Below are 22,668 nucleotides of genomic sequence, written 5' to 3'. Positions count from 1 at the left end.
TCATGCGTTTCATTTTTAAGACCGATTACGCGCAGGACCTCAAACTCGCCAAACACTCTGGCCATGTGTTCTGGTACGGCACGCTCATGCTGGCGCTGCTGGCCGCGCCCTGGCTGGTCGCCGAGTACTGGCTCGCGCAGCTGACCTTTGTGATGATTTACGCGATTGCCGGCCTGGGCCTGATGCTGCTGGCGGGTTTTACCGGCCTGTTCTCGCTGGGCCACGCGGCCTTTCTGGGCGTAGGCGCCTATACCCAGGCCGTGCTGACGAACGCGGGCCTGCCCTTTCCCATCGCGCTGGCCTGCGCAGCCGGGCTCTCGGCCGCCGTGGGCCTGGTCGTGGGCCTGCCGGCGCTGCGCGTCAAGGGCATCTACCTGGGCATGGCCACGCTGTCCTTCGGTTTTATCGTCGAAGAGGTGTTCGCGCGCTGGGAAAGCGTGACCGGCGGCAATGCCGGCATCCACATCAAGGTGCCCGACATGTTCGGCTGGAAGCTCGCCAGCGGTGAGTCCTTTTATTTCCTCTGCCTCTTCATCACCGTGGCCGCCACGCTGGCCATCCTCAACCTGCTGCGCTCACCCACGGGCCGGGCTTTTGTGGCCATACGCGATTCCGAAATCTCGGCGCAAAGCATGGGCATACACCTGGCGCGCTACAAGACCTTGTCCTTCGCGCTGTCGGCGGCGCTGGCCGGCATTGCCGGCGCCCTGTATGCGCACAAGCTGCAATTCATCTCGCCCGACCAGTTCAACATCCTGCAGTCCATAGACCTGCTGCTCATGATCGTCATAGGCGGCGTGGGCTCGGTGCACGGCGCCTTCCTGGGCGCCATCTTCCTGATCTCCATGCCGCAGGTGATCGCCCTCAGCAAGGACCAGCTGCCCGCCGCCATAGGCCAGGCGCCCGGCCTGCAGGCGGCCGTTTACGGCATCGTGCTGATCGCCTTTGTGCTGTTCGAGCCACTGGGGCTCTACGGCCGCTGGCTCAAGGTGCGCACCTACTTCCAGCTCTTTCCCTTCTACCGCAAAGGGCTGTTCAAGCGGCAGAAATCCTTCCAGAAGTCGGATCGACTCAAATGACTGACATTCTTCTTTCAGCCAAAGACCTCAGCGTGCGCTTCGGCGGCGTGCTGGCCGTCAACAAGGTGAGCTTTGACGTGAAAGAGGGCGAGGTCTTCACGCTGATAGGCCCCAACGGCGCGGGCAAGACCACGGTATTCAACCTGATCAGCCGCATCTACACGCCGACCAGCGGCGAGATCGAATACCGCGGCGAAAAACTCACGGCGCAGCCGCCGCACAAGATCGCCGCGCTGGGCATCGCCCGCACCTTCCAGAACATCGAGCTGTTCGAGCACGCGACCGTGCTGCACAACCTGCTGATAGGCCGGCACACGCACCGCCAGACCGGCCTGCTGCACGACCTCTTTTTCACCACCAAGGCGCGCGAAGCCGAACTGCAGGCACGTGAGAAAGCCGAGCAGGTGATCGACTTCCTGGACCTGCAGCACCACCGCGATTCCATGGTGGCGGGCCTGCCCTACGGCGTGCGCAAGGTCGTGGAACTGGCGCGCGCGCTGTGCACCGAACCGCGCTTGTTGCTGCTCGACGAGCCCTCATCGGGCCTGAATGTGGAGGAAACCGGCGACATGGCCTTCTGGATACAGGATATCCAGCACGAGCTGGGCATCACGGTGCTGATGGTCGAGCATGACATGACGCTGGTCTCGCGCGTGTCGGACCGCGTGCTGGCCATGAACCAGGGCGAGGTGCTGGCCGTGGGCACACCGCGCGAGGTGCAGACCAACCCCGGCGTGATTGAGGCCTACCTCGGTTCGGTGGATGAAGTGTCTTCCCTGAGGAGAACAGCATGAGTGCGGTTCCGCCGCCCGTCAGCGACCAGCCGGTCCTCAAGCTGCTCAACGTCGAGAGCGCCTACGGCCCGATCAAGGCCATACGCGGCGTGAGCCTGCAGGTGCGGCGCAGCGAGATCGCCACCGTGCTGGGCTCCAACGGTGCGGGCAAGTCCACCATCCTCAAAACCATCTCGGGCATTCTGGATCCGCGCAAGGGCTCCATCGACTTCAAGGGCCAGGACATCACGGCGCAAGACCCGGCTTTCATCGTGCAGCAGGGCCTGAGCCATGTGCCCGAGGGCCGCGAGGTGTTCCCCCTGCTCAGCGTGCGCGACAACCTGCTGATGGGCGCCTATACCCGCAAGGACCGCGACGGCGTGGCGCTGGACATGGAGGCGGTCTACGGCTACTTCCCCATCCTCAGGGAGCGCGCGCTGCAGGACGCCGGCCTGCTCTCGGGCGGCCAGCAGCAGATGCTGGCGATCTCGCGCGCGCTCATGGCCTCGCCCGATCTGATATTGCTCGACGAGCCCAGCCTGGGCCTGTCGCCCAAGCTCACCAGGGAGATCTTCGAGATCGTGGTGCGCATCAACCGCGAGCGCGGCACCACCATCCTGCTGGTCGAGCAGAACGCCAACATGGCGCTCAACGCCTCCGACTACGGCTATGTGCTCGAAAACGGCCGCATCGTGATGGAGGACACCTGCGCCCGCCTGCGCGAGAAGGACGACATCAAGGAGTTCTACCTCGGCATGAAAGAAGACGGCGTGCGCGGCGAGCGGCGCTGGAAGAAGAAAAAGACCTGGAGATGATTAAGACGCCCCCCCTAGCGGCCTTCGGCCGCCTCCCCCCACTGGGGGACGACGCTAGCGGCCCGGCAAAGCCGGTTCCGCGGCGTCCTTGCGTTGGCTCGGTTGGGTCGTGGCATTGGAGCTCTGAATGAGTAATCTTTGGAACTTGGGCCACATTCAGCCTGAATATGACGTCGTCATGCCAGGCGAGACCATTCCCGCCGTGTTCTGGAACGCGGTGGCGCAGCGCGGCGCCAAGACCTGGATGCGGCAGAAAAAGCTGGGTATCTGGCGCAGCTGGAGTTGGGCACAAACCGGCGACGCGGTGCGCGAGATCGCGGCCGGCCTGCTGAGCCTGGGCTTTGCGCGCGGCGAATGCGCCTCTATCCTCTCAAACACCGTCATCGAATGGGTGCTGGCCGACCTGGCCGTGCTGAGCTGCGGCGGCGTCTGCAGCGGCATCTACCCGACCGATGCGGCTTCCCAGGTGCATTACCTGTGCGAGGACTCGCGCAGCACGCTGCTGTTTGTCGAAGACGACGAACAGCTCGACAAGGCACTTGAAGTGAGGCCGCAACTGCCGCTGCTGCGCCAGGTGATCGTGTTCGACATGGAAGGCCTGCGCGAGCTGGACGACCCGGGCGTGATGAGCCTGGACGCGCTGCGCGCGCTGGGCCGCGCCTACCTGGCAGAACACCCCGACGCGGTGGAAGAACGCGCCGACGAGTGCCAGCCCGAGGACCTCGCCATCCTGGTCTACACCTCGGGCACCACCGGCAAGCCCAAGGGCGCCATGCACAGCCAGCGCGGCCTGGTGTTCACCGCGCGCGGCTACAACACGCTGGTGGCGCAGGACGAGGACGACGAGCGCATGTGCTTTCTGCCGCTATGCCACATCGCCGAGCGCATGGGCGGCGAGTATTTTTCGCTGTATGCGGGCGCCAAACTCAATTTCGTCGAGAACCCCGAGACCATTCCCGAGAACGTGCGCGAGATCGCGCCCACGGTGTTCACCGCCGTGCCGCGCGTGTGGGAAAAGTTTTATTCCGGCGTGATGATCGCGCTCAAGGAAGCCAGCTGGCTGCAGCAGGCAGCTTACGCCTGGAGCATAGGCGTGGGCATGCGCATCACCGACACCGTGCTGGCCGGCCGGCCGGTGGGCACCGGGCTCAAGCTGCAGTTCACGCTGGCGCGCTGGCTGGCGCTCAACAACACGCGCAAGCTGATCGGCATACACCGTGCGCGCTTTTGCGTGACGGGCGCGGCGCCGATTTCGCCCGACCTGGTCAAGTGGTACATGGCCTTGGGCGTGCCCATGCTGGAGGTCTGGGGCATGACGGAAACCTGCGGCGCGGCCAGCGGCGTGCCGGCCAGCCGCATGAAGCCCGGCTCCATTGGCCCGGCGGCCGGCTACAACGAGATGCGCCTGGACCCGGCCAGCGGCGAGATCCTGGTGCGCGGCGCCAATATCTTCATGGGCTACCTGAACCAGCCTGAAAAAACCGCCGAAACGCTGGATGCGGACGGCTGGCTGCACACCGGCGACGTCGGCGTGGTGGACGAGGACGGCTATTTCAGGATCACCGACCGCATGAAGGACATCATCATCACGGCCGGCGGCAAGAACGTGACGCCCAGCGAACTCGAAAACGAACTCAAGTTCTCGCCCTATGTTACAGATGCCGTGGTCATAGGCGACAAGCGGCCTTACCTCACCTGCATCATCATGATCGACCAGGAAAACGTCGAGAAATTCGCCCAGGATGCGGACATACCCTTCAGTAATTACGCCAGCTTGACGCGGGCGCTTGAAGTGCAAGAATTGATCCAGTCGGAAATCGACCGGGTCAACAGGAAGTTTGCGCGGGTCGAGCAGATCAAGAAATTTTTCCTGCTCGACACGCAGCTCACGGCGGAGGACGAAGAACTCACGCCGACCATGAAGCTCAAGCGCAAGCTCGTAGAACAAAAATACGCCCCGCACATCGAGGCCATGTACTGAGCACGAGTGGATAAAAAACCTTTAAGGAGACAAACCATGAAACTGAGATCAACCGCCGTACTTTCCGCGCTGGCCTGTGCCGCCGCCCTGTCGGCCGCGCCGGCGCAGGCGCAAAGCCAGGGCGTCAGCAAGGCCGAAATCACGCTGGGCTCCATCCAGGACCTGTCAGGGCCGCTGGCAGGCTTCGGCAAGCAGATACGCAACGGCATGACCTTGCGCGTGGACGAGCTCAACGAGCAGGGTGGTATCAACGGCCGCAAGGTCAAGCTCATCGTCGAGGACTCGGGCTACGACCCCAAGAAGGCGGTGCTGGCGGCGCAAAAGCTGGTGAACCAGGACAAGATTTTCGCCATGGTGGGCCATTTGGGCACGGCGCAGAACCTGGCGGCCATGCCGGTGCAGTTCGAGAAAAACGTCATCAACTTCTTCCCGGTGACGGCCGCCCGTGAGATGTACGAACCCTTCCACAAGCTCAAGTACTCGTTTGCCGCCACCTACTACGACCAGATGAAGGCCGCCGTGCCCAAGCTGGTCAAGGAAAAGAACGCCAAAAAGGTCTGCTCCATGTACCAGGACGACGAGTTCGGCCTGGAAGTGCAGCGCGGCGCCGACGACGGCCTCAAGACCCTGGGCATGACCATGGTCGAGAAAACCTCCTTCAAGCGCGGCGCCACCGATTTTTCGTCGCAGGTCGCCAAGCTCAAGGCCTCCGAGTGCGACCTGGTGGTGCTGGGCACCATCATCCGCGAAACCATAGGCGGCATAGGCACGGCGCGCAAGCTGGGCTACAACCCGGTCTTCCTGGGCTCCAGCGCCGCCTACACCGACCTGATCCACAAGCTGGGCGGCAAGGCCATGGACGGGCTCTACGCCACCATGACGGTGCAAAACCCCTACCTGGACGAGGCCTCGCAGCCCATCCGCTTCTGGGCCAACAAATACAAGACCGCCTTCAATGAAGACCCCACGGTGTTCTCGGTCTACGGCTATACGGTGGTTGACAGCTTTATCCGCGCCTCGCAAAAAGCCGGCGCCAACCTGAGCACCGACAGCTTCATCAAGGCCATGGACACCATGGTGATCCCGGCCGACATCTTCGGCAGCGCCGAAGGCAAGTTCGGGCCGCAAAAACGCCTGGGCAACAACCAGTCGCGCCTGTCCCTGCTGCAGGATGGGCGCTGGAAAGTGGTGTCGGACTACATCACGCACTGAGCGCCTCGGCCCCTCACCGACAAACCGCCTTCGGGCGGTTTTTTCATGGGCCGGGCACAATGCCGCATGCCCGCCTCACCCGACACCCTCGCGACCCTTCATTGCAAAACCACGAAGAGCTGGGAGGCCTGGCTGGCCAGGCACCATGCCAGCAGTCCCGGCATCTGGCTGCAGATCGCCAAAAAGGATTCGGGCATCGCTTCCACCACGCATGCCGAAGCCCTGGAGGCCGCGCTCTGCCAGGGCTGGATAGACGGCCAGCGCAACGCGATGGACGCCCAGTTCTTCCTGCAGAAATTCACGCCCCGCCGCGCACGCAGCACCTGGTCCAAGATCAACTGCGACAAGGCCCTGGCGCTGATCGCGTCGGGCCGCATGCAGCCCGCGGGCCTGGCCGAAGTCGAACGCGCCAAGGCCGACGGCCGCTGGGATGCGGCCTACGACGCGCAGAGCAAGATCACCGTGCCCGAGGACCTGGCGGCCCTGCTGGCGAAAAAGCCCAAGGCCAAGGCTTTTTTTGAATCCCTGGACTCGCGCAACCGCTTCGCCATCCTGTTCAGGCTGCAGACGGCCAAAAAAGCCGAGACGCGCGAACGCCGGCTCGCACAGTTTTTCGCCATGCTGCAGCGCGGGGAAAAAATTCATCCCTGAAAACGGGCAGGGCTTCTGCTGACGTTCCGGAGTGGAGAAGGTACATTGGACTGGACAAGCCCATCCACACAATGAACAAGTGACAAGGAGTCCGCATGGCGTCCAGCTGGTGGCAGCAGATCGGCGAAACCATCGCCTCGGAGTTTTCGGACCTGCCCGACGCCGAACAGGCCACGCGTGTCATGGTGCGCCTGGTGCTGGCGGCCTTGCTGGGCGGCCTGCTGGGCATAGAGCGTGAGCAGAAAGGCAAGGCGGCCGGCGTGCGTACCCACATGCTGGTGGCCATGGGCGCCGCGCTGTTCGTGCTGGTGTCGCAGCAGTCCGGCATGCTCAGCGCCGACCTGAGCCGTGTGGTCCAGGGCGTCGTCGCCGGCATAGGTTTTCTGGGCGCGGGCACCATCCTGAAGGGCCATGTCAAAGGCCATAGCGATGAGGAACAGGTTAAAGGCCTCACGACGGCCGCCGGTATCTGGCTCACCGCGGCCATAGGCGTGGCGGCCGGCATGGGGCGCGAGGCGACCGCCGTGCTCAGCACCCTGCTGGCGCTGGGAATCCTGGCGCTGGTTCCCCGGCTGGTGCGGCTGCTGGAAAAGCCCGAGCCACTGCTCAAGCCTGACCGCGATACCCGCGGGGACGGCTCGTAAGCCCCGCCGAGGCGAACCGTGGCGGTTCAGTCCTTGGTGCGCTGCGAGACGAACTCGCCTTCGTAGCCCTTGGCCAGCGACAGCTTCTCGGCCTCGCTGAGCACCTTGCCCGCGAGCTGGAAGATGCCCTGCTCCTCATCCTCGAGATGATGGTGGATCTTGTGGTGCAGCTCCCTGGCCGCGGCCAGCCAGGCCGGCGAGCTGAAGTCGGTGTTTTCCAGCGTTTCGACCAGCTTGTCCATCTGGTGGTGTTCCGCGATGCCGTGCCGTGAGGGCTCCTGCGTCATGTCGTGCGCGATCAGCGGGACATAAAAAAACCGCTCCTCGGCCGCCGCATGCGCCGCCAGTTCGCGCTTGAGCTCCTTGAACAGGGAATCCCGGTCCGGGCTGTCGCCTTGCGTCTTCACCAAATGGTCGGCCAGGGCACGCTGGGTGTCGTGGCTGATTCGCAGTGCTTCAAAGATATTCATCCGCAAAGTATGCGAAGCCAGGCGTCCCCGGCGTGTAGGCCAAGACCGGATTCCAGCGCAAGGCAGGGCAAAAGCGCTAAATTAGGGGCCTATGAACAAAATCCTTCTTCTGGGCGGCACCGGCTTTGTCGGACGCCATGTGTGTGAAAAGCTGGCGCGGCTGCAATGCCGCGTCACCGTGGTCACGCGCCGGCAGGCCAACGCGCGCCACCTGCAGATGCTGCCGCTGGTCGACGTGGTCGAGGCCGACGCCCACGACAGCAGTTCGCTGGCGCCGCTGCTGGCCGGCCACGATGCCGTTGTCAACCTGGTCGCCATCCTGCACGGCTCGCAGGCCGCCTTCGACAAGGCGCATGTGCAGCTGCCGCTGGAACTGGCCCGTGCCTGCGAGGCCAGCGGCCTCAGGCGCATCGTCCACATCAGCGCGCTGGGCGCTTCGCCCGGCTCGCCGTCCATGTACCAGCGCAGCAAGGCGCGCGGCGAGGCCGTGATGCTGAGCACCGGCCTGGACGTGACCGTGTTGCGGCCCAGCGTGATCTTCGGCGCCGAAGATAAATTCCTCAACACCTTCGCACGGCTGCAGCAGATATTCCCGGTGATTCCGCTGGCTGCCGCCGATGCGCGCTTCCAGCCCGTCTGGGTGGAGGACGTGGCTGACGCCATCGTGCACTGCCTGCGGGATGCCGACACCGTGGGGCAGATTTACGAAATCTGCGGGCCCGAGGTGTTCACGCTGCGGCAGCTCGTGAAGCTGGCGGGCCGCTACGCCGGCGTCAACGGCGGCAAGGGCCGGCCCGTGATCGCGCTACCCGCGCCGCTGGCCCGCCTGCAGGCCGGCCTCATGGAACTGGCCCCCGGCGAACCCATCCTGAGCCGAGACAACCTCGATGCCATGGCCAGCGACAACGTGGCCACCGGCAAGCTGCCCGGCCTGCAGGCACTGGGCATACACCCGGCGTCGCTGGACGCCATCGGGCCGTCCTACCTGGGCGCGCAGGGCCTGCGCAGCGGGCTGACGGCCAAACGCAAGACGGCGGGCCGGTTTTAAGCAGTTCCCGGAACGACACCCGCGGCGACGAAGTGCCTGCCGCGTCGACTAGCGTTTGATGACCAGCCCCTGCCCCGTGGGAAGCGGCATCACGCGGTACTGCCGCGCATCGAACCAGGCATCCTCGGCGATCTTCTGCCCGCGGTAGGCGCCGGCCCATTCGTAGTCGTCGAGGATCAGGATGCCGCCCGGAACCATGCGGTCAAACAGGTGTTCCAGGGCCGCGATCTCGGCGGGCGCCTGGTTCAGGTCGATGTGCAGGTAGGCGATGCGCTCCGGGCAGCCGCTTGCAAACACTTCGGGGATTTTCCCTCTCATGACCTGGACCTGGGGATAGGGCATGAACTTCTCGCAGACCCGCGCATACAAGCCTTCGCCATGCTCCGGCATGGCATGGTTGGCCATGCCGACATCGTGTTCAAAGAGGTCATAGCACCAGAAGGTCTTTGGAAACGCGGGCCCCCCGAGGTAGTCGACGATCGTTTTGACACCCACCCCGGTGTAGGCGCCGCACTCGACGAAATCCCCTTCCAGCTGCACGCAGTGGTAGGCCGCGCAGGCCAGCACGTAGCGCCGCCATACGATGGCTTTGTCGGAGTCGCTCTCGACGTTGTCCTTCCAGGCCTCCAGAAACGGGCCGTCATCGAACATGGACAGGTTGCGCACCCAGGTCAGCAGGTTGTCGGCGAAGTAATAGCCGCCCTCCAGCTTTTGGGTCACCGACTTCATGCTCTCGGTCACCGCCTTGTCGTCCGTCGTCCCCCAGAACACGGGGAAAAAGAAGCTGGGCACCTTGCTTTTCTCAGGTGCCGAAAGCTTGGGAAGAAAGGCAGGCGCACCCGAAACGGCCGGCTTCGAGGATGCGCCCCGAGGGCGGCCCCGAAACAAGCCACCCAGCAGCGCACGCAATACATCACCCAGAATCATGGTTCAACCTCATTTTTTTACCGGCGCAGCAGGCTGCCGACGGTGTTGACGGTGCGCTTACTGTAGCGTGATTTCGCCCGCCAAAAGCCTTTTCCCCGGCATCAGCTGCCGCACCCAGTGCCATCCCAGCAGGGGCCGCGGGACTGGCTTCGCCAGACCGCAGGCGCCGCCCCCTCGAGGGGGGAACAGACTACACGCAGTGAGCCTGGACGGGGGTGAGGTTGTGTGGCATCAATTTTTCGGTTTTTTTGCATCAATGGCGCGCCGGCTCGGCGGTAGCATCGCAAGTCGTTTCACTTTGATTTCTTTCTTCACCACCAGCAGACGGGGTTCCCATGCTCAAGCTCTACATCGGCAACAAAAATTATTCCTCCTGGTCCATGCGCCCCTGGGTGCTGCTCAAGCAGGCCGGCATTCCTTTTGAAGAGGTCAAGCTGCGCTTTGACTCCTTCGATGCCAATTCGAGCTTCAAGGAAAAAATTGGTGGCGTAAACCCGACCGGCCGGGTACCGGCGCTGGATGACGATGGTTTTGTGGTCTGGGACACACTGGCCATTGCTGAATACCTGGCCGAGCGCTTTCCCGACAAAAAACTCTGGCCGCAGGATGTGAAGGCCCGCGCCCGCGCGCGCAGCATCTGCGCCGAGATGCACAGCGGCTTCGGCGCCCTGCGTTCGGCCTGCCCCATGAACATCGAGGCCGACCTGTCCGATATGGGTCAGCTGATCTGGCGCGACAAATCGGCCGTGCGCGCCGACGTTCAGCGCATCGTCGACATGTGGATCGAGCTGCTCGCGCAATACAAAGGCCCCATGCTGTTTGGCGAATTCAGCATTGCCGATGCCTTCTTCGCGCCTGTCTGCATGCGCCTGAGCCGCTACGCCCTGCCCGTTCCCGCGGAAATCAGCGCCTACATCCAGCGTGTCAGCGCCCTGCCCGGCGTCAAGGCCTGGATAGACGACGCACTCGCCGAAAACGACTTCCGCGAGTTTGAAGAGCCTTACCGCGTGAAACGCTGAAGCAGGAGCACCCATGGTCACGATTTACCTGCGCTACGTGCTCAACACCGCAAAACTCAAGGAGTTCGAGCACTACGGCAAGCTGTGGATTCCATTGGTCGAAAAATTCGGCGGCAAGCACCACGGCTACTTCATGCCCAGCGAGGGTGCCAACAACATCGCGCTGGCCCTGTTCACCTTCGACAGCCTGGCGGCGTACGAGAGCTACCGCCAGCGTTCGTTTGCGGACCAGGAGTGCCTGGCGGCCTTCAAGTACGCCGAAACCACAGGCTGCATCATCAGTTACGAGCGCAGCTTCTTCCGGCCGGTGTTCTCCTGACTGCCGGATACCGGTAGCGCGGAGGAAGTAGCCTAAACTTCCTCCATGCAGATTTTCATGGTTGGTGGCGCGGTGCGCGATGCCTTGCTGGGCCTGCCCGTGCAGGACCACGACTGGGTGGTCGTGGGCGCCACGCCCGAGGCGCTGGCAGCCCAGGGCTACCTGCCCGTGGGCAAGGACTTCCCGGTCTTCCTGCATCCCGAGACCCGCGAGGAGTACGCGCTGGCCCGCACCGAGCGCAAGACGGCGCGCGGCTATCGCGGCTTTGCGGTGCATGCCGATCCCGACGTGACGCTGGAGCAGGACCTGGCGCGGCGCGACCTGACCATCAATGCCATCGCGGCCCCGGCCCGCGGCGACGACGCGCCCGGCCGCTTCGAGCCCGACTTTGCCGCGCTGATAGACCCCTTCGGCGGGCAAAAAGACCTGCAGGCCAAAGTCTTGCGCCATGTGACCGGCGCCTTCCGCGAAGACCCTGTGCGCATTTTGCGGCTGGCCCGCTTCGCCGCCCGCTTTTCCGATTTTTCGGTGGCGCCCGAGACCCTGGCGCTGATGCGGGACATGGTGGCCGAGGGCGAGGTCGATGCGCTGGTGCCCGAACGCGTGTGGCAGGAGCTCGCGCGCGGGCTGATGGAGGACAAGCCCTCGCGCATGTTCGAGGTGCTGCGTGACAGCGGCGCGCTGGACAGACTGCTGCCCGAGGTGGCGCGCCTTTGGGGCGTGCCCCAGCCCGCCGCCCACCATCCCGAGGTCGACACCGGCGTCCATCTGATGATGGTGCTGGACATGTCGGCGCAGCTCAAGGCGCCCCTGGCAGCGCGCTTTGCCTGCCTGTGCCACGACCTGGGCAAGGGCACCACGCCGGCCGAGGCCTTGCCGCGCCACATCGGCCATGAAGACCGCAGCGCCGAACTGCTCAAGGACGTGTGCGAGCGCCTGCGCGTCCCGGTGGACTGCCGCGAGATCGCCGACGTGGTGGCGCGCGAGCACGGCAACGTGCACCGCAGCGAAAGCCTGGGTGCCGCGGCCCTGGTGCGGCTGCTGGAGCGCTGCGATGCGTTTCGCAAACCCCAGCGCTTTGCCGATATCCTGCTGGCCTGCGAATGCGACGCGCGCGGCCGCCTGGGCCTGCACGATTCGCCCTACCCGCAGCGCCCGCGCCTGCTGGCGGCCCTGGCCGCGGCCCAGGCGGTGCAAACGCAGCCGCTGGCGCAAGCGGCGCAGGCGGCGGGGCGTGGCGGCAAGCAGATCGGCGACGTGATCCACCAGGCGCGCGTCAAAGCGGTGCAGGACAGCCTGCCCGGAACCGCGGCAGGGCAACCACCACCCGACAGGATGTGAAAAAGCGAAACCGGCCTACAGCGATTTGACAGGGGCCCTGCTAAGGTGAATGGCGATGCAGTTATCACCTTCCCCATCGCCGCCGCCACCTTCATCGCGTTCGGCGCCTCCCGGGCAGTTGCCGGCCATAGGTGCGCGGACCGCCCTCTTCCTGGACTTTGACGGAACACTGGCCGACCTGGCGCCCGAGCCCGACGCGGTTCAGCTGGTGTCGGGCGTGATCCCGGCCCTGCTCAGGCTGTCGGGCCAGCTGGAGGGCGCCCTGGCGATTGTGTCGGGCCGCAGACTGGCCGACCTGGATGGCTTTCTTGCGCCTTTGGAGCTCCCACTGGCCAGCGAACACGGCGCGCAGCGCCGCGACGCGCGGGGCCGTGTCCTCAGCCTCGCGGAGCCCGACCTGAGCGAACTCGCGCGCAGCGTCGCCGAGTTTGCCGCCCAGCACGACGGGTTGCGTGTGGAAATCAAGCAGGCCGCCGTCGCGCTGCACTACCGCCATGCGCCTCAGTTGGAGTCGCTGTGCCTGCGGGTCATGCAGGAAGCCGCCGACCGCACGCCCGGCGTCGAGCTGCTGTGCGGCAAGTATGTGTTTGAAGTCAAACCAGCGAATGTCAGCAAGGGATCGGCAATCAAGGCCTTTATGCGCGAAGCCCCGTTTGCCGGCCGCCTGCCTCTGTTCGCCGGCGACGACACCACCGACGAAGCCGGCTTTGCCGCCGTGCAGTCGCTGGGTGGTGAAGGCATCAAGGTCGGCGAAGGCGCGACCGTGGCGCGCCACCGCTGCGCATCGCCCGACGCGCTGCGCGAATGGCTGCACGCGGCCTTTGGCGGCAGGTCGCTGGAGGTTGACGATGCGCCGGCCGCCGCGCCGGGGAGCCGCCCATGAACGTGGCCGCCGATTCCCTGCACTTCACGTCGCCCGCCAAGCCCTCCCTGGCCATGGGGGTGATCGGCAACTGCGGCTTCAGCGCCCTGATCGACGCGCGCGGGCGCATCGTCTGGTGTTGCCTGCCGCGCTTTGACAGCGACCCGGTCTTCAACGCGCTGCTCGAGCCCCAGCCGGAGCAAGGCGAAACCACCATGCCCGGCATCCAGGACTCGCAGTCCAGCGCCTTCGCCATCGAGATCGAGGACTTCGCCGAGGCCAGGCAGTGGTACGAGCCCAATACCGCCGTGCTGCGCACCCAGCTCTTCGACACGCGCGGCCAGGGCATAGAGATCACCGACTTCGCGCCGCGTTTTTTCAGCCGCTCACGCTTTTTCAGGCCCATGACGCTGGTGCGCCGGATCAAACCCATCCACGGCGCGCCGCGCATACGCGTGGCGCTGGACATCCGTTTCGACTGGGGCCGGCGCAAGCCGGTGATCACCCAGGGCAGCAACCACCTGCGCTATGTGGGCGATGAACTCACGCTACGCCTGAACACCGATGCCTCGCTTTCGCACCTGCTGTCCAAGCAGCCTTTTGTGCTGACGCGCGAGCACAATTTCCTGTTGGGCGCCGACGAGTCGCTGCCGGAAGGCATTGCCGACACCGCGCGCCTGTTCGAGCAGGAGACCATTTCCTACTGGAAGAAGTGGAGCCAGCGCCTGCACATCCCGCTGGAGTGGCAGGAGGCCGTGATACGCGCGGCCATCACGCTCAAGCTCTCGCTGTTTGAAGACACGGGCGCCATCGTCGCCGCCATGACCACCAGCATTCCCGAGGCGCCCGGCAGCCAGCGCAACTGGGACTACCGCTACTGCTGGCTGCGCGACGCCTTTTTTGTGGTGCGCGCGCTCAACAGCCTCTCGGAGGTCGGCACCATGGAGGACTACCTGCGCTGGCTCAGCAACGTGGTGGTGCAGTCCAAGGGCGGGCATATCCAGCCGCTCTACGGCATAGGCCTGGAGCGCGAGCTGCCCGAATCCATCATGGTGCACCTGGGCGGCTACCGCGGCATGGGCCCGGTGCGCGTCGGCAACCAGGCGCAGGAGCACTTCCAGCACGACGTCTACGGCAACGTGATACTGGGCGCCGCCCAGTCCTTTCACGACCACCGCCTGCTGCACCGCGCGGGCCTTGCCGAATTCAAGCGGCTGGAAGACGTCGGCGAGCAGGCCGTGCGCAACTACGACAAACCCGACGCCGGCATGTGGGAGCTGCGCACACGCGCGCGCATCCACACCTCGTCGGCCCTGATGTGCTGGGCCGCCTGCGACCGGCTGGCCAAGATCGCGCTGGTGCTCAAGCTGCAGGACCGCGCCGACTACTGGCGCGGTCATGCAGCGGTGATGCAGGAACGCATACTGCGCGAAGCCTGGAGCGAAGAGCGCCAGTCCTTTGCCGAAAGCTTCGGCGGGCGCGACCTGGACGCCAGCGTTCTGCTGATGATTGAAGTCGGTTTTATCGACCCCAAGGACCCGCGCTTTGTCGCCACGGTGGACGCGCTGGAAACCCATTTGTGCGACGGCCCCTATATGCGCCGCTACGAGGCGCCCGACGACTTCGGCAAGCCCGAAACCGCCTTCAACATCTGCACCTTCTGGCGCATAGACGCACTGGCCCGCATAGGCCGCAAGGAACAGGCCCGCGAGATCTTCAACACCATGCTGGCCGCGCGCAACCACGTGGGCCTGCTGTCGGAAGACACACATCCCCTGACCGGCGAGATGTGGGGAAACTTTCCGCAGACTTATTCGATGGTCGGCATCATCAATGCGGCAGTCCGCCTCTCAACCCCCTGGGAATCGCAAGTATGAACACCCCCGCCGGAGTATTGGCTCACCCCCGTCGGCGGCTCACTTCGTGTAACCCCTTCCCCCCTTCCAGGGGGCGGCGCCTGCGGCCCGGCGAAGCCGGTTCCGCGGCCCCTGCTGGTAGTCAGGGGTACGCGTTATGAGTCGGCTTGTTGTCGTCTCGAATCGCGTCGCAGATCCCCGCAAAGCCGCAGCCGGCGGGCTGGCAGTGGCCTTGGGTGATGCGCTCAATGCCACCGGGGGCTTGTGGTTCGGCTGGAGCGGCAACGTCATCGAAGGCGGCGCGCCAGGTGAAGGCGAGCTGCATGTGCAGCAGGCCGGCAACGTCAAGCTGGCGACGGTGGACCTGTCGGCCGAAGACCATGCGGGCTATTACCTGGGCTACAGCAACGGCGTGCTCTGGCCGGTGTTTCATTACCGGCTGGACCTGGCGCGCTTCGACACGGGTTTCATCGAGGCCTACCGCCGCGTGAACCGGCTGTTCGCGCACAAGCTGATGCCCCTGCTCAAGCCCGACGACATCATCTGGATCCACGACTACCACCTGATCCCCATGGCCGCCGAGCTGCGCGCCATGGGCTGCAACAACCGCATCGGTTTTTTCCTGCACATCCCGCTGCCGCCGCAGCAGATACTGGCCGCCATTCCCCAGCATGAGTGGCTGATACGTGCGCTGTTCGCCTACGACCTGGTGGGCTTCCAGGGCGAAAACGATTTGCTGCATTTTTCGCGCTATGTGCAGGCTGAGGCCGGTGCCGTGGCGCTGGGCGGCAACCGCTTCAGGGCTTTTCACCGCACCGTGCGCGCGGGCGCCTTCCCGATCGGCATAGACGTGGATGAATTCGCCGCGCTCACGCATGCGCAGGATGCGCGCGACATGTACGAGCGCATGAAGGAAGAGTATTCGCGCCGCAAGCTGCTGCTGGGCGTGGAGCGGCTCGATTACTCCAAGGGCTTGCCGCAACGCCTGAAGGCGTTTGAAACCTTGCTGAAAAAGTATCCCGAAAACATTCGCAGCGCCACACTGATCCAGATCGCCGCGCCCAGCCGGGAAGACATGGGAACCTACACCGATTTGCTGCAGGAACTCGAAAGCCTGTGCGGCGCCACCAACGGCAATTTCGGCGAGCTCGACTGGATGCCGATACGCTACATCCACCGCAACGTGGCGCGCAAACGCCTGCCGGGCCTGTACCGCGTGGCGCGGGTGGCGCTGGTCACACCGCTGCGCGACGGCATGAACCTGGTGGCCAAGGAATTCATCGCCGCACAAAACCCCGCCGACCCCGGGGTCCTGGTGCTCTCACGCTTCGCGGGCTCGGCCGAGCAGCTCGAAGACGCGCTGCTGGTGAATCCCTACGACATCGACGGCACGGCCGACACCATACAGCGGGCGCTGCAGATGCCGCTGGAGGAACGACAGGCGCGGCACCAGAAACTGCTCAAGCACATTCGTGAGCATGATGTGCATTGGTGGCGGAGGGAGTTTTTGAATGCCTTGGGCTTCGAAGGTCCGGCTTAGTTGAGGCCGGGGCTTGAGCCGGGTCTTGCTCCGGCTTGCGCGCCTTGCCCTCTGCTAAGGACTGTTGGCCGGGTCTCGCCCCGGCGGGCGAGATACTTTTCTTTGCGTCGCCAAAGAAAAGTACCCAAAAGAAAGGCGACCCTGGTGTCTGCGTCCCCTCCGCTTCGCTGCGGGGCAACCTGCGGTGCTCGGTCCAGCCGGGGTCTGGCTAAACTCGCTACGCTCAGACAACGCCAGCCCTTATCCGTCTGGACCTCCGCTCCTCGGCGCATACACAAGGGGGTGGGAGACAAATACCAAATATCGAAAACCACAAGGACACACCAAGGCGTGTCCTTGTTTGGCGCCAAAGCTCACTTCAAAGAAAAATTCTTTAAGAAACTATATAAGCCCCGGCGCCAGTCGAAAAAAGCTTCCCATCAGCTCCGAGGAACTCCATCCTCGTACTCGCCACCCGCGACCCCAGCCGCATCACCTCGGCCCGCAACTCAAAGAATTCGCTGATTCCCGGCCGCAAATAGTCAATCCGCAAATCAATCGTCCCCAGCTTGGTGAAGCGATGCAGGCGCAGCAAGGGAGCCTCGTCCATGTGGCGCGCGCCTATGGCCGCCATCACCGCCAGGCCGCCCATGGCGTCCAGCCCGGCACTGATCACGCCGCCGTGGATGCGGTTGTGGGCGTAGTGGCCTATGAGCTCATTGCGCATGTCTATGCGGGCGCTCACCCGTTCGGCCGTCACCGAGGTGATCTTCAGCCCCAGCAGTTTGTTAAAAACGATTTTTTCCTCGAACAGGCCTTTGAGGCCGGCGACGAATTCCGGCTCAAACTCAATCGCGCCGGGAGAGTCAGGATGTGCTTTGGTCATAGTCCCAATTGTCGTGCAGCGAGGTCCTTCATGATTTCTTCGGCGCCGCCGCCTATCATCATGACCTTGACCTCACGATAAATCCGCTCGCTTTTGGTGCCGCGCATATAGCCCATGCCGCCCAGGATCTGCACCGCCTGGTCGGCGCAGAACTGCATGGTTTGTGTGGCGTGGTTCTTCAGGAGGCAGACCTGGGCCACCCAGTCGGCGTTGCCTGAAGCCTCATCACCCGCATCGGCGCGCAGCGCCAGCGCGTCGGCCCAGGCTTGAGTGGAGGCGATGTGCATCTGCATGTCCACGAGCTTGTGGCGTATCACCTGGCGTTCGACCAGCGCCGCGCCAAAAGTCTTGCGCTGGCGCGCCCAGTCCAGCGCCTCGTCATAACAAGCTTCGGCAAAACCCAGCGCGGCCACGGCCAGCGCCAGGCGCTCGCCATTGAAGTTGCCCATGACCATGCGAAAGCCCCCGCCTTCTTCGCCGATCAGGTAACGGGCCGGCACGCGCACATGGTCAAAACGCAGCTGCGCCGTGTCCGAACACCACCAGCCCATTTTTTTCAAGGGGCTGCGCGACAGGCCCGCCGCATCGCCCGGCACCACCAGCAGGGAAATGCCGGCGGGGCCTTGGGCCTCACCGGTGCGCACGGCCACGGTCAGGAAGTCGGCCCGCATGCCCGAGGTAATAAAAACTTTCTCGCCGTCGATCACATAGTCGCCGCCGTCCCGCCGCGCCGTGGTGCGCAGCGCGGCCACATCCGAGCCGCCCCCGGGTTCGGTAATCGCCAGGGCGGCGATTTTTTCGCCACGCAGCACGGGTGTGATGACTTCCTGCTGCAGCGCAGGGGTGCCATGGTGCAGCACGGGCGGCAAGGCGATGTTGTGGGAAAACAGGCTGGCCATGACGCCACCACTGCCGCCATAGCGGCACAGGGCCAACGTGACTGCATTGCGCAGCCGCCACGAGGCCGGTGTGCCGCCCAAGGCCTCGGGATAGCCCAGGCCCAGCAAACCCAGACTGGCCGCCCGCGTGTAGAGCGCGCGCGGAAACTCGCCGGCCTCGTCCCATGCCGCGGCATGCGGCGCGATCTCACGTTCAGCAAAACGCCGCACGGCATCGGCCATGGCGGCGACAGCCTCATCATCTTCGCCGTGGACGGCGTAAGACGCGCTCATGCCTCAAACCTCAGCAAGACCTGGCCGGACGCGGCCTGCTGGCCGGACTCCACCATCACGGCCGCCAGCACCGCATCGTGCGGCGCGTTGATCGCATGTTCGAGTTTCATGGACTCGATCACCAGCAAGGTGTCGCCGCGCCGCACGGCCTGGCCGGGCAGCGCATGCACCGTGATGACCTTGCCGTTAAAGGGCGCACGCAGCTCCTGCGAGGCGGCTGCGCCGCCCGAGGACACCGCTTCAAAGCTCGCGTCTTCCATAAACAGGTCGACACCGCCCGCCTGCACATGCCAGCGGCTGGCGGACTGGCCCACGGCGCCCTGAAGGCGCACGGCCGCCACGCGCCACCGCGTTTCGCCGATACGCACCGTGGCAGCCTCGCCAGGCGCCGTCGTCAGCGCCGCCTGCCGGGTCCGGCCATCGGCCTCGACCTCGAACTGCCCGCGGCCCTGCTCTCGCACGCGCAGGTCCAGCAGTTCGCCGCGATGCCGCAGCCTGAGCGGTTTGGGGAAGGGGCAGGGCAAATCGGAGGCAACCCCGTGGAAAAGCGCCGCCAGCCCCAGCGGCACAGTCGTCTTCGCCTCTTCCTTCTGCAGCGCCTCCCGCAAGCCGGCGCCCTGCTCGGCCAGAAAAGGAATCAGCGCCTCCCCGGCACCAAATACCGGATGGCCCAGGCAGCGGGCCAAAAAGCCCCGGTTGGTCGGCAGGCCCAGCACCTCGGTGCGGCCCAACGCCGCGATGAGCATGTCCACGGCCTCGCTCCGCGTCGCGGCATGCGCGATCAGCTTGCCCAGCATGGAGTCGTAGTGAGGCGGCACCACCAGGCCTTCAAACAGCGCATGGTCAAAGCGAACACCGCCCGGCTCGCGAAAATGCTGGACCAGGCCGGCGTGGGGCCTGAAGTCCTCGTCTTCGGCGCACAGGCGCACCTCGATGGCATGGCCGGTCAACACCACCTCGTCCTGCGCCAGCGGCAAGGCCTCGCCCCGCGCAACACGCAGCTGCCACTCGACCAGGTCCAGGCCTGTCACCGCTTCGGTCACGGGATGCTCAACCTGCAGGCGGGTGTTCATCTCCATCAAAAAGAAATTGACCCCCACGCTTGCCACTTCGTGTGCTGCGCGAGGCCTTGCAGGCCGCAGCTCGCGAGACGCTTCGCCTCTGTCGCCTGTCCAAACCTGCTCAAGCAGGTTTGGAGCCGCAGGCTCCAGCCCCTCAGGGGCCCTCGCGCCTTGGGGCGGCCCGGCGGCGCTCAAGTCATCCCCCTCCACAAGAAACTCCACCGTTCCGGCGCCCACATAGCCGGCCGCCTTGGCCAGCGCCACGGCAGCGCCGCACATGCGCGCGCGCAGGGCCGCGTCGACGGCAGGGCTTGGCGTCTCTTCAATGAGCTTCTGGTGGCGCCGCTGCACTGAACAATCGCGCTCACCCAGGTGGATGCAATGGCCGTGTGTATCGGCGAACACCTGCACCTCGACGTGGCGGGGGTTGAGCAGGGCTTTTTCGATCAGCAGCTCTTCACTGCCGAAGGCCGAGGCGGCTTCCGAGCGTGCGCTGTGCAAAGCCGCGCGCAAATACCCCGCAGCCTCCACCAGCCGCATGCCCCGCCCGCCGCCGCCCGCCACGGCCTTGACCATGACGGGATAGCCTATGCGGCCGGCCTCGGCCTCAAAACGCGCGTCGGACTGGTCCGCCCCCTGGTAACCCGGCAGGCAAGGCACACCTTGCGCCTGCGCCAGCTGCTTGGCGGCCGACTTGCTGCCCAGTTGCCGGATCGCGGCCGGCGGCGGCCCCACCCAGGCCAGCCCCGCCGCGATCACCGCTTCGGCAAAGGCCGCGTTCTCGCTGAGAAACCCGTAGCCGGGATGAACCGCGTCTGCGCCGCTGGCTTGCGCCGCGGCAATGAGCTTGTCAATCCGCAAATAAGAGTCCGCCGGGCTGTCGCCACCCAGCGCACAGGCCATACCGGCCTCGCGCACATGCAGGGCGTCGGCATCGGCGTCCGAATACACAGCCACTGTGTTGATGCCCATGGCATGGGCCGTGCGAATGACGCGGCGGGCAATCTCGCCGCGGTTGGCCACCAGCAGGCTTGTGATGCTTGTCATAGGCTCCAACCGGGCGTGGCCTTGCTCGAGAACGCCCGCAGGCCTTCAGCGGCTTCGGCGCCGCGCAGGCTGCCGGCAAACAAGATCGCCGCCTGGTCCAGCACGTCGGGCAAGCCCTGGCCCTGCGATGCCGCCAGCAGTTCCTTGGTCGCGGCCAGCGCACGCGGCCCGGCCTGGCCCAGGCGCGCCAGCACCGCCTGCAAGGCCGCCGGCAGCTCGTCGGCCGCATGCACCTCATCCACCAGGCCCAGCTGCAGCGCTTCCCACGCCGTCCACTTGCGACCGGTGAGCAGGCACTGGCGCGCCGCCCGGTCGCCCAGGCGCCTGAGCACAAAGGGCGCGATCTGCGCGGGCACCACGCCCAGCGTGACCTCGGGCGCGGCCAGCACCGCGCGGTAGCCGGCCAGCACAAAGTCGGCGCAGCACACCAGGCCCAGGCCGCCGCCCATGGCGGACCCGTTGACGACAGCCACCATCACCTGCGGCAGGTCGCACAGGGATTGGAGCAACGCGCCAAAACGCCGGTTCATCGCCGCCAGCGGGTCAGGCGTGCCCGGCGGAACGGCCCGGCCTATAGCCTCGGCAAAGCCGCCCAGGCTGCCGCCCGCGCAAAATGCCCCGCCGGCCCCGGCCAGCACGACAAAGCGCAGCGAGCTGTCTTGCGCCGCGCGCTCGCAGGCGGCCTGCAGGTCCCGCACCAGCGCATCGCTCAAGGCATTGCGGGTGGCGGGATCGTTCAGGGTCCAGGTCTCGGTGGCGCCTTCGCGCACCACATCCAGCAGGGTCATAAGATCACGCGGCTTTCTTGGCGGACTTGGCCACACCCATGATCCTGGCAATGATGCCCATCATGACTTCGTCGGCGCCGCCGCCTATGGAGGCCAGCCGCCCGTCGCGGAACATGCGCGCCACCTTGTTCTCCCAGGTGTAGCCCATGCCGCCCCAGAACTGCAAACAGGTGTCGGGCACCAGGCGGTTGAGCCGCCCGGCCTTGAGCTTGGCCATGGAGGCCAGTTCGGTCACGTCCTGGCCCTGCACATAGAGCTCGCAGGCGCGGTAAGTCATGGCGCGCAGGCTTTCGACCTCGGTCTTCATCTCGGCCAGCTTGAACTGCACCCATTGCTGGTCGGCCAGCGCGGCGCCGAAGAGCTTGCGCTCATGCGCCCATTCGACCGTCCACTCGATGCAGTTGGAGAGCGACTGTATGCAGCTGGCCGCGCACCACAGGCGCTCCTCCTGGAACTGCATCATCTGGTAGACAAAGCCCGAGCCTTCGCTGCCTATCAGGTTGCGCTGCGGCACGCGCACCTCGTCGAAATAAATCAGGCCGGTGTCGGACGAATTCATGCCGATTTTTTTGATCTTCTTCGCCGCTTCAATGCCTTTTCGCAGTTTTCCGTTCTCGCGCATGGGCACCATCACCAGGCTTTTGTTCTTGTGCGCGGGACCCTCGCCGGTATTGACCAGCATGCACATCCAGTCGGCCTGCAGGCTGTTGGTGATCCACATCTTCTGGCCGCTGATCACATAGTCGCCGCCGTCCTTGCGCGCCTGGCTTCTGATGGAGGCCACGTCGCTGCCCGCGCCGGGCTCGCTCACCCCTATGCAGCCCACGGTGTCGCCGGCAATCGCGGGGGCGAGGAACTCGCGTTTGAGCTCGTCGCTGCCGAAGCGCGCCAGCGCCGGCGTGCACATGTCCGTCTGCACGCCGATTGCCATGGGCACGCCGCCGCAGTCGATGTGGCCCAGCGCCTCGGCCATGGCCATGCCGTAGGAATAGTCCAGGCTCGCGCCGCCGTATTCCTCAGGTTTGGTCAGGCCCAGCAGGCCCAGGTTTCCGAGTTTTTTGAAGACCTCGTGCGCGGGAAATATTTCGGCCGCCTCCCATTCATCGACATGCGGGTTGATTTCGGCGTCTATAAAACGTTTGAGGGTTTTCTGGATTTCCAGGTGTTCGTGGCTGTATTGCATCTTTTGTCTCCGTTT

General features: G+C 65.1%; 21 protein-coding genes. 14 read left to right on the top strand and 7 right to left on the bottom strand.

The annotated features are described in order from the left end of the window. Positions 1–2: 2 nt before the first annotated feature. The 7 genes from PMI15_RS05135 to PMI15_RS05105 all read left to right on the top strand — a co-directional run bounded on the left by PMI15_RS05135 (position 3) and on the right by PMI15_RS05105 (position 7,155). On the top strand, positions 3–1,079 hold the full coding sequence (locus PMI15_RS05135; RefSeq protein ID WP_007864689.1) for a branched-chain amino acid ABC transporter permease: 1,077 nt from the start codon (positions 3–5) through the stop codon (positions 1,077–1,079). Then, entirely contained in the window at positions 1,076–1,873 is a 798-nt protein-coding gene (locus tag PMI15_RS05130; protein ID WP_007864688.1) for an ABC transporter ATP-binding protein, read from the top strand. The genes PMI15_RS05135 and PMI15_RS05130 overlap by 4 nt, the downstream gene beginning before the upstream one ends. Next, positions 1,870–2,667, top strand: coding sequence for an ABC transporter ATP-binding protein (locus tag PMI15_RS05125; protein WP_007864687.1), 798 nt, complete (start codon positions 1,870–1,872; stop codon positions 2,665–2,667). The genes PMI15_RS05130 and PMI15_RS05125 overlap by 4 nt, the downstream gene beginning before the upstream one ends. Before the next feature lie 127 nt (positions 2,668–2,794). Beyond that, on the top strand, positions 2,795–4,648 hold the full coding sequence (locus tag PMI15_RS05120; RefSeq protein WP_007864686.1) for a long-chain fatty acid--CoA ligase: 1,854 nt from the start codon (positions 2,795–2,797) through the stop codon (positions 4,646–4,648). 36 nt (positions 4,649–4,684) lie between these two features. Continuing rightward, a complete protein-coding gene (locus PMI15_RS05115) occupies positions 4,685–5,860 on the top strand; it encodes an ABC transporter substrate-binding protein (RefSeq protein ID WP_007864685.1) in 1,176 nt (391 codons plus the stop codon). Between the two features lie 66 nt (positions 5,861–5,926). Then, positions 5,927–6,511, top strand: a complete 585-nt coding sequence (locus PMI15_RS05110; protein ID WP_238541075.1) for a YdeI family protein — start codon at positions 5,927–5,929, stop codon at positions 6,509–6,511. Between the two features lie 95 nt (positions 6,512–6,606). Further along, positions 6,607–7,155: an MgtC/SapB family protein gene (locus tag PMI15_RS05105; protein ID WP_007864683.1), complete on the top strand. Its 549-nt coding sequence runs from the start codon at positions 6,607–6,609 to the stop codon at positions 7,153–7,155. 26 nt (positions 7,156–7,181) lie between these two features. On the opposite strand, the gene PMI15_RS05100 is transcribed toward PMI15_RS05105, so the two are convergent. Further along, positions 7,182–7,625, bottom strand: a complete 444-nt coding sequence (locus PMI15_RS05100; protein ID WP_007864681.1) for a hemerythrin domain-containing protein — start codon at positions 7,623–7,625, stop codon at positions 7,182–7,184. A gap of 91 nt (positions 7,626–7,716) precedes the next feature. Between PMI15_RS05100 and PMI15_RS05095 the strand changes: the two genes are divergently transcribed. After that, on the top strand, positions 7,717–8,673 hold the full coding sequence (locus PMI15_RS05095; RefSeq protein WP_007864679.1) for a complex I NDUFA9 subunit family protein: 957 nt from the start codon (positions 7,717–7,719) through the stop codon (positions 8,671–8,673). Positions 8,674–8,721: 48 nt separating this feature from the next. Here the strand turns inward: PMI15_RS05095 and PMI15_RS05090 are convergent, their stop codons facing one another. Continuing rightward, positions 8,722–9,465, bottom strand: coding sequence for a class I SAM-dependent methyltransferase (locus tag PMI15_RS05090; RefSeq protein ID WP_202948882.1), 744 nt, complete (start codon positions 9,463–9,465; stop codon positions 8,722–8,724). 470 nt (positions 9,466–9,935) lie between these two features. Between PMI15_RS05090 and PMI15_RS05085 the strand changes: the two genes are divergently transcribed. From PMI15_RS05085 to otsA, 6 genes are all read left to right on the top strand, one after another. Beyond that, a complete protein-coding gene (locus tag PMI15_RS05085) occupies positions 9,936–10,619 on the top strand; it encodes a glutathione S-transferase family protein (protein ID WP_007864675.1) in 684 nt (227 codons plus the stop codon). 13 nt (positions 10,620–10,632) lie between these two features. Continuing rightward, positions 10,633–10,938, top strand: coding sequence for an NIPSNAP family protein (locus PMI15_RS05080; protein ID WP_007864673.1), 306 nt, complete (start codon positions 10,633–10,635; stop codon positions 10,936–10,938). Between the two features lie 45 nt (positions 10,939–10,983). Continuing rightward, complete coding sequence (locus PMI15_RS05075) at positions 10,984–12,279, top strand: multifunctional CCA addition/repair protein (RefSeq protein WP_007864669.1); 1,296 nt, start codon at positions 10,984–10,986, stop codon at positions 12,277–12,279. Positions 12,280–12,334: 55 nt separating this feature from the next. Next, positions 12,335–13,162 (top strand): trehalose-phosphatase, encoded by an 828-nt coding sequence (gene otsB, locus PMI15_RS05070; RefSeq protein WP_007864667.1) that lies wholly within the window; start codon positions 12,335–12,337, stop codon positions 13,160–13,162. After that, positions 13,159–15,018: a glycoside hydrolase family 15 protein gene (locus PMI15_RS05065; protein WP_007864665.1), complete on the top strand. Its 1,860-nt coding sequence runs from the start codon at positions 13,159–13,161 to the stop codon at positions 15,016–15,018. Before otsB ends, PMI15_RS05065 begins: the two co-directional genes overlap by 4 nt. 136 nt (positions 15,019–15,154) lie before the next feature. Beyond that, positions 15,155–16,537: an alpha,alpha-trehalose-phosphate synthase (UDP-forming) gene (gene otsA, locus PMI15_RS05060; RefSeq protein ID WP_007864664.1), complete on the top strand. Its 1,383-nt coding sequence runs from the start codon at positions 15,155–15,157 to the stop codon at positions 16,535–16,537. 373 nt (positions 16,538–16,910) lie between these two features. On the opposite strand, the gene PMI15_RS05055 is transcribed toward otsA, so the two are convergent. The 5 genes from PMI15_RS05055 to PMI15_RS05035 are packed head-to-tail and all read right to left on the bottom strand — an operon-like array spanning position 16,911 to position 22,653. Beyond that, the gene (locus PMI15_RS05055; protein ID WP_007864662.1) at positions 16,911–17,402 is read right to left on the bottom strand and encodes a thioesterase family protein; all 492 of its coding nucleotides are present in this window, start codon (positions 17,400–17,402) and stop codon (positions 16,911–16,913) included. Further along, positions 17,399–18,574: an acyl-CoA dehydrogenase family protein gene (locus PMI15_RS05050; protein WP_007864660.1), complete on the bottom strand. Its 1,176-nt coding sequence runs from the start codon at positions 18,572–18,574 to the stop codon at positions 17,399–17,401. The genes PMI15_RS05055 and PMI15_RS05050 overlap by 4 nt, the downstream gene beginning before the upstream one ends. After that, positions 18,571–20,682 (bottom strand): biotin carboxylase N-terminal domain-containing protein, encoded by a 2,112-nt coding sequence (locus PMI15_RS25465; protein WP_007864657.1) that lies wholly within the window; start codon positions 20,680–20,682, stop codon positions 18,571–18,573. Before PMI15_RS25465 ends, PMI15_RS05050 begins: the two co-directional genes overlap by 4 nt. Beyond that, the gene (locus PMI15_RS05040) at positions 20,679–21,470 is read right to left on the bottom strand and encodes an enoyl-CoA hydratase/isomerase family protein (protein ID WP_007864654.1); all 792 of its coding nucleotides are present in this window, start codon (positions 21,468–21,470) and stop codon (positions 20,679–20,681) included. Before PMI15_RS05040 ends, PMI15_RS25465 begins: the two co-directional genes overlap by 4 nt. A gap of 4 nt (positions 21,471–21,474) precedes the next feature. Further along, complete coding sequence (locus PMI15_RS05035; protein ID WP_007864651.1) at positions 21,475–22,653, bottom strand: acyl-CoA dehydrogenase family protein; 1,179 nt, start codon at positions 22,651–22,653, stop codon at positions 21,475–21,477. Positions 22,654–22,668: the final 15 nt, after the last annotated feature.

This window comes from Polaromonas sp. CF318 (assembly GCF_000282655.1).
GTDB lineage: Bacteria > Pseudomonadota > Gammaproteobacteria > Burkholderiales > Burkholderiaceae_C > Polaromonas.
The sequence above is the reverse complement of the archived record's forward strand: the minus strand, read 5'-3'. Positions and strand labels throughout refer to the sequence as shown.